Origin of the sequence: Mycobacterium sp. SP-6446, assembly GCF_001954045.1 — a bacterium.
Classification (GTDB): Bacteria; Actinomycetota; Actinomycetes; order Mycobacteriales; family Mycobacteriaceae; genus Mycobacterium.
In genome coordinates this window covers 68,114-81,919 of record NZ_MBEM01000137.1, presented here as the reverse complement: position 1 = coordinate 81,919, position 13,806 = coordinate 68,114, and the positions used below count along the sequence as shown (strand labels likewise).

Annotated in this window: 12 protein-coding genes; 6 read left to right on the top strand and 6 right to left on the bottom strand. The window is 64.5% G+C overall.

The features are described from left to right. Together A5736_RS12385 and A5736_RS12380 are read left to right on the top strand one after the other, a co-directional pair. A partial coding sequence (locus A5736_RS12385) for an adenylate/guanylate cyclase domain-containing protein (protein ID WP_076246452.1) occupies positions 1 to 1,237 on the top strand: 1,237 nt, incomplete at its 5' end. Between the two features lie 244 nt (positions 1,238 to 1,481). Then, positions 1,482 to 1,910: a cellulose-binding domain-containing protein gene (locus A5736_RS12380; protein ID WP_076246443.1), complete on the top strand. Its 429-nt coding sequence runs from the start codon at positions 1,482 to 1,484 to the stop codon at positions 1,908 to 1,910. Here the strand turns inward: A5736_RS12380 and A5736_RS12375 are convergent. Continuing rightward, complete coding sequence (locus A5736_RS12375; RefSeq protein ID WP_139333280.1) at positions 1,907 to 2,296, bottom strand: hypothetical protein; 390 nt, start codon at positions 2,294 to 2,296, stop codon at positions 1,907 to 1,909. The two genes, A5736_RS12380 and A5736_RS12375, sit on opposite strands and share 4 nt — an antisense overlap. Positions 2,297 to 2,365: 69 nt before the next feature. On the opposite strand from A5736_RS12375, the gene A5736_RS12370 reads away from it, so the two are divergent. Further along, positions 2,366 to 3,007 (top strand): TetR/AcrR family transcriptional regulator, encoded by a 642-nt coding sequence (locus A5736_RS12370; RefSeq protein ID WP_076246440.1) that lies wholly within the window; start codon positions 2,366 to 2,368, stop codon positions 3,005 to 3,007. A gap of 61 nt (positions 3,008 to 3,068) precedes the next feature. Here the strand turns inward: A5736_RS12370 and A5736_RS27085 are convergent, their stop codons facing one another. The 3 genes from A5736_RS27085 to A5736_RS12355 form a co-directional block, all read right to left on the bottom strand. Further along, positions 3,069 to 5,066, bottom strand: coding sequence for a serine/threonine-protein kinase (locus A5736_RS27085; RefSeq protein WP_076246438.1), 1,998 nt, complete (start codon positions 5,064 to 5,066; stop codon positions 3,069 to 3,071). A gap of 23 nt (positions 5,067 to 5,089) precedes the next feature. Further along, on the bottom strand, positions 5,090 to 7,024 hold the full coding sequence (locus A5736_RS27220) for a serine/threonine-protein kinase (RefSeq protein WP_076246437.1): 1,935 nt from the start codon (positions 7,022 to 7,024) through the stop codon (positions 5,090 to 5,092). A gap of 119 nt (positions 7,025 to 7,143) precedes the next feature. Next, positions 7,144 to 7,566, bottom strand: a complete 423-nt coding sequence (locus tag A5736_RS12355) for a TIGR03618 family F420-dependent PPOX class oxidoreductase (RefSeq protein ID WP_076246435.1) — start codon at positions 7,564 to 7,566, stop codon at positions 7,144 to 7,146. Positions 7,567 to 7,682: 116 nt separating this feature from the next. Here A5736_RS12355 and A5736_RS12350 point away from each other — a divergent pair, with 116 nt between their 5' ends. The 3 genes from A5736_RS12350 to A5736_RS12340 all read left to right on the top strand — a co-directional run bounded on the left by A5736_RS12350 (position 7,683) and on the right by A5736_RS12340 (position 9,751). Then, positions 7,683 to 7,988 carry a hypothetical protein gene (locus A5736_RS12350; RefSeq protein WP_139333279.1) on the top strand — a complete coding sequence of 102 codons (306 nt, stop codon included), beginning with the start codon at positions 7,683 to 7,685 and terminating at the stop codon, positions 7,986 to 7,988. Positions 7,989 to 8,049: 61 nt separating this feature from the next. After that, the gene (locus A5736_RS12345) at positions 8,050 to 8,787 is read left to right on the top strand and encodes a DUF899 domain-containing protein (RefSeq protein ID WP_076246434.1); all 738 of its coding nucleotides are present in this window, start codon (positions 8,050 to 8,052) and stop codon (positions 8,785 to 8,787) included. Next, on the top strand, positions 8,771 to 9,751 hold the full coding sequence (locus tag A5736_RS12340) for a sigma-70 family RNA polymerase sigma factor (RefSeq protein WP_076246449.1): 981 nt from the start codon (positions 8,771 to 8,773) through the stop codon (positions 9,749 to 9,751). Before A5736_RS12345 ends, A5736_RS12340 begins: the two co-directional genes overlap by 17 nt. Here the strand turns inward: A5736_RS12340 and A5736_RS12335 are convergent. Next, positions 9,740 to 12,868: a hypothetical protein gene (locus A5736_RS12335; protein WP_139333278.1), complete on the bottom strand. Its 3,129-nt coding sequence runs from the start codon at positions 12,866 to 12,868 to the stop codon at positions 9,740 to 9,742. The two genes, A5736_RS12340 and A5736_RS12335, sit on opposite strands and share 12 nt — an antisense overlap. 395 nt (positions 12,869 to 13,263) lie before the next feature. Further along, positions 13,264 to 13,605: a hypothetical protein gene (locus A5736_RS12330; protein WP_139333277.1), complete on the bottom strand. Its 342-nt coding sequence runs from the start codon at positions 13,603 to 13,605 to the stop codon at positions 13,264 to 13,266. Positions 13,606 to 13,806: the final 201 nt, after the last annotated feature.

Sequence of the window (13,806 nt, the reverse complement as noted above, 5' to 3'; positions counted from 1 at the left end):
TCGCGACCGGCAATTCGCAGACAGCCAGGCCCGGCGTCATCGAGTCCTCAGCATCACCACATGGATGGCCGCCGCGGTCTGCGCCAGCTTCGCGGTGATTGAAGTGATGACGACCCGACTGTGGCCCATCGCGGGGTTCAACGTCGTGGCAGCCCTGATATTCGCGCTGGTCCCTCTGCTGTACCGCTTTGGTGAGCTGATGGCGCCGCTGACCCTGGTTGGCATCGCCGACGTGTTCATGATCGTGGTCGGCTGGACGGTCGGGACCCACACGGGGGTCGCGTTCTTCTTCGTGATGTCGGGGCTCGTGGCGGTGATGGTGCTGGGCACCGAGCACATCGTGACGGCCTCCCTTGTGGTGACCAGCAGTGCCGCTCTGATCATCACGATCAACTATGTCCGGCCCGTTCGCACCCGCGCGCAGCCGGTGTGGGCAATGGATCTCGGCTTTGCGATCTCGGCAGTCGCCGCCTGCGGAATGGTGATGGCGACGGTCTGGTACACACAGCGCGAGATGGACGGGGCGAAGCGAGCGATCGAGCTGGAACACGAACGCTCCGAGGCGTTGCTCACCAACATCTTGCCGACCACTATCGCAGCGCGGCTCAAGGACCCGACGACCACGATCATCGCCGACAAGTACGACGAAGCCTCGGTGTTGTTCGCCGACATTGCCGGCTTCACCGAGCGCGCCAGCCGCACCACGCCGGAGGAGCTGGTGACTCTCCTCAACCGCGTCAACGGCGAATTCGACCGTCTCGTCGAGCGCCACGGGCTGGAAAAGGTCAAGACCACCGGCGACAGCTACATGGCGGTCAGCGGCGTACCGCAGCCGCGGCCCAATCACCTGGAGGCGCTCGCATGTCTTGCGCTCGATTTGGCCGACGCGTCGAACAGGCTTACCGACCACATCTGGCAGAAGGTGCCCATCCGCATCGGACTGAGCGTCGGTCCCATGGTGGCCGGCGTCGTTGGCACCAGCCGATTCTTCTACGACGTGTGGGGCGATGCAGTCAATGTCGCCTCCCGCATGGAGTCCACCGGCGTCGAAGGGCGGATTCAGGTCCCGCTCGACGTGTACGAACGGCTCAAGGGGGAGTTCGTATTTGAGGAACGCGGCGACGTCGTGGTGAAGGGCAAGGGTGTGCTGCGCACCTGGTTCCTGGTCGGCCGGCGTGCGTCCGACGCGGTTGGTCAGCCATCGCGACAACCAGCTGTTCAGGGTGAGGGGCAGTGACGGCACCCGTAGCCGTCGGACCCCAGACCCCACACTCGGCTAACACTGCCCTAGGACAGGATCGATCGGCATCGATCAGCTATGGGCCAACCGGGCGGCCAGCTCCGAAGCGGCTGTCGCGCAACGACAAATAAGAACGTACATCCGGCCAAGATTTCATGTCGGTTTCGGTTGGGCAAAGGTACTGCAGCTTACTCGCGATGCGAGGGCCGATACCGCCTGTTTGGTTTTAGTGTTGGCTGCTATGGCCCGACTGAGGAACTACGTGAAGCGCTGCGGCGCAGCGCTTCACGTAGTGCTGTCGGCAGTGCTGGTTGGCGTCCTCGGACTCGCAGTCGCCCCGGTAGCTCATGCGGCCGCAGCCGCGGCGACGTTCACCGTGGAACATACGTGGCAGACGGGTTTCATCGCCCGCTTCGCCGTCACCAACGGGAGCATGGCGCCGTTGAGCGATTGGAAGCTCGAATTCGACATGCCGGCAGGACAATCCGTCGTGCACACCTGGAATAGCACCGTCACGCAATCTGGCACGCACTATGTTCTGACGCCCGCGAATTGGAATCGTGTCATTGCACCCGGCGGGTCAGCCACGGGCGGCCTACGAGGCGTGCTGACCGGCACCTACACGCCACCGTCGAATTGTGTGCTCAACGGGCAATATCCCTGTAGCTAGTCTCGACTGCGCACTGAGGCTCGACGGCCTGCCAGCATCAAGCTCAGGGCCGCAACGATCGCCAGCAACGGGTGCACGATCCGGTCGCGCATGTCGACCGGTACCACCCCGAACAGGTCGGCGCCTTGGAACACCTCGAGAACCGTCGCCACCGCGTACACGGCCCCAACCACCGCGACGGCCGGCCAGGCCGCACGCGGCAACGCGACTCCGACCGCTAGCACTGCCACCAGCAGCAATTGCCAAACCGACCGCCACCCGTCACCGGGCAGGGCGAAATTCGCGCCTGCTGCCAATGTCGATACCGCCCGCACCGCCAGGAAGATCCCGACCACGACGCAATACCAGCGTGGCGCATGAACCACGCGGCCCCAACCTGCACTCATCCGACGCTCCCGCATTCGCAACCGTTACTGCCACCATGGCAGTAATCAGAGGGTGACTATACTGCCACTGTGGCAGTAACGAAAGGTGTCGCCAGTTCAGTCCGTCCGGTAGCCCCGCGGCGGCGGCGCGCCCCCGCCGACGCGCGTCGCGAAATCATCGACGCCGCAAAGGAATTGCTCGCCCACCAGCCAGCGCACACGGTGTCGGTCGCCGCCGTGATGGCTCGGACGACGCTGTCGCGCAAATCGTTCTACGTCTACTTCCGCGACCGTAGCGAACTCCTCGAGGCTCTCGTGCGGCCACTGCGTGCCGACGCCGACGCCGCACTGGAGCGATGGCGCACCGCCGAGGATCCCGTCGTGGCCGGGCGGACAGCGTTGGCCAGCGCAGCGCGCACCTACCGGCGCCATAGCGCGATCCTGCGGGCCGTCTTCTGGTCGTCGATCGACGACCCGGACATCGAGGCCGCACGGGCCGGACTGATCGATCCTGTCGTCGCGGTTGCCGAGACCGTCATCGACCGCCTAGGCCCCGATCTTGCTGACCCGCACCAGACGGCCCTCGCCCTCGTGACCATGAACATCCATCGGATGCTCACCCTCACACCGGAAACCAGCGATGCCGAACTCGACGCGCTCGTCGACACCCTGGCCACGATCTGGGAACGCACCATCAACACGGCATCCGACGCGAGCAGTTCGTCGCCCTAGCTCAGCGATCACACGCGCGAGAAGTGTTGGGCTGCAACGTCTAACAGGCGCAAGTGGCCGACTACCGCGGTTGTTTTGGCACGTAGACGGGTGGCTCGGTGGTCAGGTCGATCATGCTGTCGACGGTAAAATCGTCACGAAATGTGACCTGTTGGGAGTGGCTGATTCCCCGTGCGCTGTAATGCATGTGTCCGGTCATGTGGACCTTCATGACGTTGGGGTCTAGGTCGTAGTTCATATGGTCGGTGCTCTCCAGCTTGATCAGGTCGGCGCTGTCGGGGTCGATGCCAGTGTTGTAGAGGAGAGGACAACCGCCGGGCGGGCAGCACCCGACCGGCGGTGGGACGCCCTTGAAGCAGTAGTGGAGCCTTTGGTCGAGGGCCTCTAACGAGGCCTGTCGGCCGGCGTCATTGAGCGCGATCACGGGTGTGATGGTCGGCGGATTTGCCGCGGTCAGCGCTTCGAGCAGCAGCGGTGTGGTGGCTGCGCCGATGTCGATGTAGCGGCTAGACGAGGAGACCTGCGGTGTCCCGGGGAACACCGAGATGGGGCTGGCGCCGTTGGTAAGGCCCCCGCCGACGGTGAGAGCCTTCATCGCAGCCGCGGCATTCGGCGGTGCGGCGATTGTGATCGCGATGGTGGTGGAGTCCAGCTTCCACTGGCCGTCTTTCTTGTGGACCGTCATCACCGTTTGCGAGGGAGTGGGTCCGAAATGGGCCGAGAGGACGACACGCTGGGTGTCGGGCGGGGTGTCCGGACTTTGCGCCGGGTCGTTGGTGACGGTGATGTCGGTGATCGGCGTCGCCGAAAGTTGGTCGGTGAGGGCCTTGTCGGTAACAAGCTGCGGAGTTGCGGGCGGTTGGACTCCCAGCGAGAGGGCGGTGCGGGCATCGCCGGTGGCCAGCGCCTCCAAATAGTGCTGGCCGGCCTGGCGGGCGGCTTCGCGGTCTTGGGCTGCGCGCTGGGCGGCGTCGGGTCCGCTGAGTTTGGATACCGCGAAAGTGCCGGCGGCGACCAGGACGGCGAGCACGATAACTGCCGAAACAGCTGAGATCACAAGGCGTTTGCGGCCACGCTTTCTTGGCGGTGGCCAATGCGGCGGCGGGCTGGGGTAGCCAGTGCCCTGCGGGGGCGGGAATCCGGGCCCCGTCAGGGGAGCGCTTGCGGTAGAGGCGGGCGGCGGCGTCGGGCTGGCCAGGGTGGGCGGGGTTTGGAGTTGGCCCGCCAGGGCGGCGGCGAAGTCGCTGCAACGGGCGAAGCGCTGGGCGGGATCCTTGGCCAAGGCCTGCGCGAAGACAGCGTCAGTGTTGGCCAGCTCAGAGCGCATGGCTCCGGGGCGGGGAGGGGGCGCGGTCAAATGCGCGCGAATCACGGAGATGGGGTTGGCGTCGGAGAAAGGTTGGACCCCGGTCAGTAAGTGGTAGGCCGTGGCGGCTAGCGCGTACTGGTCGGCGCGGCCATCGAGGGCGGCTCCGCGCAGCAGTTCGGGTGCGGCGTAGTTGAAGGTTCCCATCGTTTTGATCGTGTCTGTGACCACGCTGGTGGTCACGTCGTCGTCCTCGGCGGGGCGGGCGATGCCGAAGTCGCTCAACAAGATTCGCGGTGTGCCGCCGTCGTCGGGATGGCTGATCATGATGTTGGCCGGCTTGACGTCGAGGTGTAGCAGACCACGGTGATGCGCGTGGTCTAACGCGCCGCCGACGCTGCTCACGACCGCGATCACCTCGGCGTGAGTGAGACCCGACGGGTGCCGGGACAGGACTTCGCGCAGGTTGGGGCCGTCGACATAGTCCATCGCGATCCAGAGCTGACCGTTGAATTCGCCGCGGTCGTGTACCCCGACGATATGGGGATGCCACAGCCCAGAGGCCCGATCCGCCTCGCGGATGAACCGTTGCTGAAAGTTGCGGTCGCCCGATAGGTCCGCACGCAGAACCTTGAGCGCTTCCAATCTCGGTAACCGGGGATGTCGGACCAAATAGACCTCGGCCATCTCGCCCGTGCCCAGCAGCCGCACCACCGTGTAGCCGGCAAACGCTGCACCTTCGCTCAACGGCATAGGACTCACCTCCTCAGTTCAGCTTAGGAACGGACCGCGTACACCGGAGGATCCTTGGTCAAATCGACTGTGCCAGCCGCGTTATAGGTCACATCGAAGGGGTTGCCGGTCGATGTGGTCCCCGTGTATTTGATGGTGCCCGAGACAACGACTTTCATGGTGGCGGCATCAAACGCGAGCTTGGCCTGGGAGAAGTCGCCCGCACTGGTGATAGTGCCGGTGTTGTCGGAGGAATATTCCTGGCCACACTCGGGGGGCGGGGCGACTCCGTGATAGCAATGCTTTTGCCAGTTGTCGACCGCCGCTTTGGCAGCCTGCAGGCCGGTGTCGTTGAGGGTCGCTACGGGTTGAACGCTGGGGTGGGTGGCGTTGGGAGACAGCGCGTTCAGTAGCACCGGTGCCGCCTGCGCGCTGATATCGATGTATCGGCTCGACGACGAGACAATGAGGGCGCCAGGGAAAACCGACACCGGCGTCGTTCCGTTCGTGGCGATTCCGAACAGCGCGACTGCCTTGAAGGAGGCGTTCGTGGTGCCCGGCGTACCGATGTCGACGGGCACGGTAGCGGTCTCGAGCTTCCAGTCGTTGCCGTTGCGGCGCACCGCGATCCGGGTCTGTGACAGCGTCGCGCCGAAGCGAGCCGACAAGATCACATGCTGGACGCTATTTGGGTCATCGCCGGACGCGGGGGGAGCCGAAGTGACCGTGATGTCGGTGATCGGTGCCGACGCCAGTTGGGCGCGCAGTGCATCGGCGGTGACCCACTCCCTGGTGGCCGGCGGATTGGCGCTCAACGACAATGCGGTGGCGGCGTCCCCGCGTGAGAGTGCCTCGAGATAGTTCTGTGCGGCCAGCCGAGCGCCTTCAGCTGTGGCCGAACTCGGTGGGGAATGGCGATCGGCGCCGTGCGAAACGACAAAATATGCGGCCACTGCAGCGACGCAGATCGCGGCCGCCGCCGCGACAGCGACCCACCGTCGCGAGCGCCGAGGCGGCTGCGGTGGAGAGTCGTAATGCGGCGCCGGGGCGGGCGCTGGCCTGACCATTGTCCAGGACTGGGCATACCCGGGACCCGTTGCGGGGGCTGCGGTATGTCCGCCGCCCGGGGCATGGACGATCCGCAGCCGGTCGGCCAGCGCCGCCGCGAAGTCGGCGCACCGCTCGAAACGCTGGCGAGGATCTTTAGCCAAGGCGCGGGCGAACACGGCATCGGTGCTGGCAAGGTCGGGGCGCACGGCGCCGGGAAGCGGCGGTGGCGCCGTCAGGTGCGCGCTGATCACGGCTACTGCGGGAAGGTTGGAGAACATCTTGGTGCCGGTCAACAAGTAGTAGGCGGTAGCCGCCAGCGCGTATTGGTCAGCGCGGCCGTCGAGGGCCGCGCCCATGAGCTGTTCGGGCGCGCTGTAGTTAACGGTTCCCACCGCCATGTTGGTCACCGTGAGACCGGTGGTGTCATCGATCGGGCGGGCAATACCGAAGTCGCTCAATAAGATTCGCGGTGTGCCACCGTCATCGGGCCGACTGACCATGATGTTGGCGGGCTTGACGTCGCGGTGTAGCAAGCCGCGGTGATGGGCGTAGTCCAAGGCGTCGCTGACGGCATTGACCACCGACAGCGCCGCCTCGGCGGGCATTCCTGAGCGATGGTGCGTGCTGACCAGTTCGCCGAGGTCGGTGCCGTCGACGTAGTCCATCGTGATCCACAGTTGGCCTTCAAATTCGCCGCGGTCATGCACGCCGACGATGTGAGGGTGCCACAGCCGGGAGGCCAACTCGGCCTCCCGATTGAAGCGCTGCTGGAAATCGGGATCGGCCGACACATCCGCCCGCAACACCTTGAGCGCTTCGTGCCGCGGGAATCGAGGATGGCGGGCCAAATACACCTCGCCCATCCCACCGCTGCCCAGCAGCCGCACCAGGGTATAGCCGGCGAACTGTGCACCTTCACTTAGCGGCATCGCGTCCCTGATGGATCTCGCAGTCGTTGCTTACCTCGCCCGCAGTCGGCTACAAACCAGACCCTAACGCACCGCTTGGATTCACTCCTGAAGTTCTGCGGAAGCGACGCCGTCCGCAGTCAGGCCGCCCAGGGCCCGACGCCGCCGACCTTGTCGATCGTGATGCGAGTCAGATATCCGGGTGGCGAGCCCGGCGGCGGAAAGCCGGTGCCCGGCCCGAGGAGCGCCGTGGCAATCTCGCCCAGCAGTTCGGGCGCGCCGCCCTCCTCGATGCGTGCCGTGCCCTTGATCGACAGGTAGGGCGTCTGCAGGCCGCTGCGGTCGTCGGACACGATGGTCACCGCCACGCGGGGATCACGCCGAATGTTGCGGACCTTCTGATGCTCCTCCAGATGGGCGACGACCAGCTCGTCATCGCCGCCGGCGGTGCTCTGCACCACGATCCAGACCACACTGACTTGCGGGCTGCCGTCGCGATTGTTCGTGACCAGTGTTGCGGGGTTGGAACCGATCAGTTGTCGCGCGTCGTTGTCGAGTTTCATTTCTGCTCCTGATTTCTAGTGGGGGTTGCCTGTATCGAGGCCGTAAGACGCTGAAACTCATCGCAGCCGATGAATCCGGCAGTCTTCGGGCCTCTGTACTGGTGGAGGTGATGCGGGTGAGGAAAGCCGCCGTTGTGCAGTACTTCACGACCGACGATGCCGCGCAACGCAACCGCGAGCTGATCGAGGCCGTGATTGGCGAACTGACCGCCCGCGATCCTGGCGGGGTCGACTACCAGGTGCTGATGTTCGACGACGGGGTCGGCTTCATGCATGTCATCGCCTTCGACGGCACCGCCGACCCGTTCGAGGACTGCGGCGCCTACCGCGAATTCCACCGGGAACTTGCCAAGCGCCTGGCCACGCCGCCGGTCGTGATGTACGCGGCGGTGATCGGCTCCTATCACGGTCGCCGACCCTGAGCCCCACCGATGAGTTTCGGCGGGCGGCTGCCTCAGTACCGCTGAGGATAAGGAGCGAAAAATGAAAATCCCCCGTACGGCGACGCGCCAGGAGTGGCTGGCGGAACGCCTCGACCTGCTGGCCGGGGAAAAGGCCGCCAGCCGGCAGCTCGCGATGCTGGCCGAGCAGCGCCGTGCACTTCCCGCGGTGGCCATCGATAAGGACTATGTCTTCGAGGGACCCGACGGCGAGGCCGCGCTGATCGACCTGTTCGAGGGCCGCGGCCAGTTGATCGTCTACCACTTCATGTGGCTGCACGACATCGACGACGGCTGTCCGAGTTGCTCATTCGCCGTGGACAACATGCCGGACCCGATCCATCTCAACGAGGGCGCCGACACCACGCTGGCGCTGGTGTCGCGCGTGCCGTACTCGAGGCTCAACGAGTTCAAGGCCCGCATGGGATGGCGGCTGCCTTGGTACTCGTCTCACGGTTCCGACTTCAACTACGACTTCCACGTCAGCACCGACGAATCGATCGCACCGGTCGAATACAACTACAAGGACAAGGAAACGCTGATCCGCGAAGGGCTGGGATACGTGGCCACCAATGGCGCCGACGGACAAGGCGTCAGCGTCTTCGTCCAGGACGGCGGCAAGGTGTTTCACACCTATTCGGCCTACGGTGTCGGCGCCGATGTCATGCTGAGCACCTACCGGTTCCTCGATCTGACCCCGTTGGGCCGGCAGCGCTACATCAATGAATGGCCGTGGCACGACACCTATGGGGCACCGGATCAACATGCGCATCACCACTGACAACGGCGACGACTTCGCGCGGCTGGCTGAGCCGTTTCGGGCCGAGCTGATCGCCTACGGCTACCGCATGCTCGGCTCCGTCGACGACGCCGAAGACGTCGTACAGGACGTCTACTTGGACGCGTGGCGCGCCTACGAGCATTTCGAAGGGCGGTCGTCGCTGCGCACATGGTTGTACCGCATCGCCACCCGGGCGTTCATCAAGGCTCTCGAGCGTGGAAAACGCCGCCCGCTGCCGTCGGACCTGCATGCGCCGGAGAACGACCCCACCGCGCGCGTTATGGCCGCTAGCCCGGAGGTGACATGGCTACAGCCCGCCCCCGATTCGCTGTTGGCCGCCACGACGAGCGACCCGGCCACGGTGGTCGCCGCACGGGAATCCATGCGGCTGGCCTTCGTGGCCGCGCTGCAGCATCTTCCCTCGCGGCAGCGCGCGGTGCTGATTCTGCGGGAGGTATTGGGTTGGCCCGCAACTGAAGTCGCGGCACTCCTCGATTTGAGTGTCGCCGCGGTAAACAGCGCGCTGCAACGGGCCCGCACGCATCTGCCCGCGGATGTCGACTCGCGGGCACAGCCATTAGAAGAGCGGCAGCGTGAACTGCTCGATCGGTATGTGGCCGCGTTTCAAAACGCCGACGTGGACGAACTGGTCGCGGTGTTGACCGAGGACGCCCTCTTCGAGATGCCGCCATTCCTCACGTGGTTTAGGGGCAACGCCACGATCGGCGCCTTTCTCGGCGCACGCATGCGTGCGTTCGGCAATACCCCGGTCGTGCGGACATCGGCCAATGGACAACCCGCAGTGGCGCTGTACCCGGCGACGAATGGACAGCATCGCCTGCACGCCCTACATGTGCTCACTTTTGCACCGCACGGTATTGATCACGTCGTGTCGTTCCAGAACGTCGAGGCGTTGCGGCACTTCGGCCTTCAGCAGTTGCTGTCGACGGAATCACGGGACTGACACGGGGCGCCGCCTGGTGCCGCTGACTGCGGGCTGTAGAGATGTGACGCATTTGACGGCTTGGTCGGCGATGACGCGGCCCAGCTCGGTGTAGGCGGCGAACTGTCCTTCGCTGAACCATTGGTCGGACGTCGGATCGTGGGGAAAGATGTCGCTGGACGCCGCGTACGTCAGAAGCCAGTACGGGCAGGCTTCGCACAGTACCGCTTTCGCGAAAATAAGGATGCCAGTGCTTTTCTCGAGGCCCGCCGCCGCCGGATAGGTGATGTCGCCCTTGACGACCGCCCCGCGAGTGATACGGCCGTTGAGACTGGCCAGCGCGTCGTCCTTGGCGAACTTTTTCCCGGAGCCTGGCGTGATGCTCTCGACGGAGTACGGACCGGTCTGGTTCAGTGTGATCTCGACGCCTAGTTCATATTTCGCTAGCCGAATTGCGTCGGTGAGGCCTATGGGCAGTGGTGGCGGATCGCCGCCTCCGTCGACGACGAAGATCAGTCCGCATCGGCGCCGCAGTGCCTCCACGAGACCCGAGTTGTCATAGTGGCCGCCGTCCGTGATCTGGACTAGGCGCGCGTCGATGTTGTTGATACCGAGGATCTCTCGATACAGGTACCCCCCACCCCGGATGGTCGGCAGCGATTTCGGCCATGTCCGACATAGAGGGTCGGGGTCTGAATCGTTACGGTGCTCGGCGTCCCTGAGTTGGGCGACGAAGCTCGGGTTGGGTAACCAGGTGCCCAGGCGCGCACCCGAGACCGCGAGCAACTTCTCTATTCCCTTGTTCTGGCGTCCCATCGCCGAGGCGAACGCCGCGCCGCTCACCGCGATCGCGGCCTCCACGGTCAGGTCCCGGCGGATCCGCGGTGGCGCTGCCTCGAACAATTTCTCGGTGTGGAACCAACCGAGCGCCGGTCCGCCGACGTAGTCCGCGCTCATCACGTACGACACGGCGTTGAGTCCGGGCGCGGGCCTGTCGGGGCCGGTGATGGTGGCCGAGCACGCAAACACGAATTGTGGGCCATTAGTCGTCCGGCCGTACCAGTGCAGCCAGGTGGGTTCGTCGTCGCGATACCGCACGGCTTCGTTCGGTACGCCTGTGTCGGGGGCGCGGCGGACCGCGAAGGTGTGTGCGAGCCGGCGTCGATAGAAGGGGTGCAGGCTCAAAGACGTGACATCAGCGAACCCGACGAATAACCACGTGAGGGTTACGCCGGCTAACCACCAGAGCGAGGGCGCCATGTGGGCGAGGTGCTCGAGCAATCCGTTTTGTGCGCAGTAGTGGAATGCGCCGGCGGCGAAGCTGCCCAACAGCGCCAGCCACACCACCAACAGCACAGCCAACGTGGCGACCGTTAACAGCAGCGAGATGACCTGAGGCGGCAAGATGCGTTTCAGCAATCCCGGGGCAGTTTGTATCCCGGCGCTCTTGACCAGCTTGTTCTTGTCGCGCCAGATCATAGCGATCAGCGCGGCGACGTAGTTGAGTCCGACGACCCCCGACAGCGCGGCGAACGCACCGCCCGGGCTGGATGGCGCGTGGCCGCCCGCCCCCGAGCAGAGCCGCATCAATCCGGGCAACGCGATTGTGAGGGTGAAGATCACCAGCGCAAATCCGGCGCTCGCGCGTGCCCAGCGCAGCGCCCGCAGCTGCCGGCCTTCGCTCCTCCGACTACTCGATTTCCACTCTTCGACGAGCGTGTACATGGTGAACAGTACGGCGAACGCGGCGAAGAATCCGATCGCCCAATAGGCGGCGGGGTGGGCAACGAGTGATGGGAAGTACTTGCCGTTGTTGGGGTCGGTCGCTGCACGCTCGGCCGGCACCGGAGGGAATGCGGCGATCGGGATTCGGGCGAGTAGCCAGCCCAGCGCCGCGCCCGCGATGACGGGAACAGTGAAGATAGTCGCAAGCGAGGCCACCAGATTCTTGAGCACCTCTGCAAGTGCGCGAAGCAGGCCGAGTGGTGAGTCAGCGATGTAACTCGATCGGCTGCGAATGTGGTCAAACTCTGCTGATCCTTCTTCAAATCGCTTCGAGATCGGCACAACGTTCGGCAGTGGTCTGGGTTTGTTCTCGTGAGCGGCTTTCTCTTCGGGCGTTTGCCCGGGGTCGACCTGTTTGTCCTGTACCGCCAGCAGCCGCGCGCCGGCGGCATATCCGCCTCCCGACACCGAGATGACGTAGTCCAGGCCGTCCAACAGCGTTGCAGCGCTGCTCCCGTTCCCGCTCGGTTTCGCCACGGCATCGCTTGCGCTGGATGGTTTGGAGAACACCTGCATGGCGCCCAATGCCACGCAGGCAGACCGAACACCTCCGCCCGAAAGGCAAAGCGCGCGAAGCGGTTCCGTGCGGCCCTTCAGCGCGTCGGTGACGCCCGGCACGCTATAGGCGTGCAGCCAGCGCTGCTGGTTTTCGATGACGGCTTCAGCCGTCTGGCCGGAATCTGCAACGGCCTTTTTGACGGCCTCTTGGGTTTCCGTCGGCTTCGGCAAGTCATCAGGTGCCAGCACGTCGTCCCACCACGGCGCCGGCAGGGGTTCCGCGTCGGCGTCGGTCTTCATCCACCGAAATCCTTTGACCGAGCGCAGCATTTGCGGAATTGACACGCCCTTGCAGCTATGCCAGATGCTTAGCCGCCGGTACCAGGCCATCGCGTCACGCAGGACGATCCCAATGGAAGCAAGGACCCCGACTGCTCCCACGGCCATCATGCAAAACTTGACGGTCGCCGCGGCTTGGGCCGCGGTGCGCAAGCCGTTGCCGTCGTGTGTCAGCGTGATCCACAGCAGCACGTCTTCGACCACGTTGGCCACCACCGCGATGATTACCGCGGCGATGACGAAGGCGCCAATTCCGCGACCTGCCTGGGAACTCGCGCGGACACGATAGAACCACGCGCAACCCCCCAGCACGAGACCATAGGCGACGAAGAACCAAACGTCACTGACTATTGCCGCCGATAATTGCGTTTTATGTTCGCCGATGGCGGGATCTCCAAATGCGTAGCGGGTCAGTTGCCGTATACACGGACCGTGCACACCAAGGCAGCCGAGCCCGCCCGCGACGATCATTCCCAGCGCGATAATTGGTGCCCACGCTGATAAACGTTTAGGCATTTCGCCTCCCAGGCTCGACCGCTAGTCGCTGGCTAACGGATAGCTTGACATGTTTTGCTGGATCGCATGTGTAGTGCGTAAATATCTTTGTAATTCAAATTGCCATGAAGAGGATCAATGGCGATCGCCATGCGTACTGCGTGGTGGCCGCGATCCCCACATGATTGCTATATCAGCGCCGGCTGCGATTAGGTGCCGTCCGAATGCGAGTAGCTGCCCATCTGCCTTTGGAAACGTGCTGCCGGGCGGGATATCGGCGCCACGCTCAGTGAGCGTGCCGCCTCAATCCTCGCGGTGGCGTTCGTAATCCCAGCGCTCTAACCATGCGGAGAGGTGATGAATTCCGACGCTGATAACAATCAGCATCACACCTTCCACGACTATGAGCAGCTCATTCATAGCCGTTCCATTTCGCGGGCCATGGCGGCGTTCTCGATGTAGAGCGGGCGCCGGGCATAGTAGCGACGCGGCTCACGCTCGACGTACGAGTCCAGCGAGTCCAGCGCCGCCGACAGCCGTTGCCACAGCTGGGCGATCCAGTGCCGCCGGGTGTTGGCGGTTTGCGATGTGGCGCCGGCAGCGGCAGTTGCGAACATGACTTCGCGTTCGCTGATGAGGACGGGCGGCGGGGAAGCGGCGATAGTGCTCTGCGCTTCCGCGGCGTCCGCGCTGTGGGTCGGTTCAAACGTTGCAGCGGCGTCCTCGTCTGGCGCCACTGTCTTCGCAGTAGATAACATTTCGACTCCATGAGGGGCGGGGTTCGGTTCCGGTCGGTCCGGCTGTGCTGAAGAATTTATGAATCCACCGGTGTCGACGGCACGCGTAACGGACTACCTGTATTGCGGCGCAGGACCTTGCGGCGCCAGTCGAGTCTTCGTCAGTGATCGCTGAGGCTGGCGCTGCGACCATTTTTGCTGTCCGGCGATGATGGCGACAGC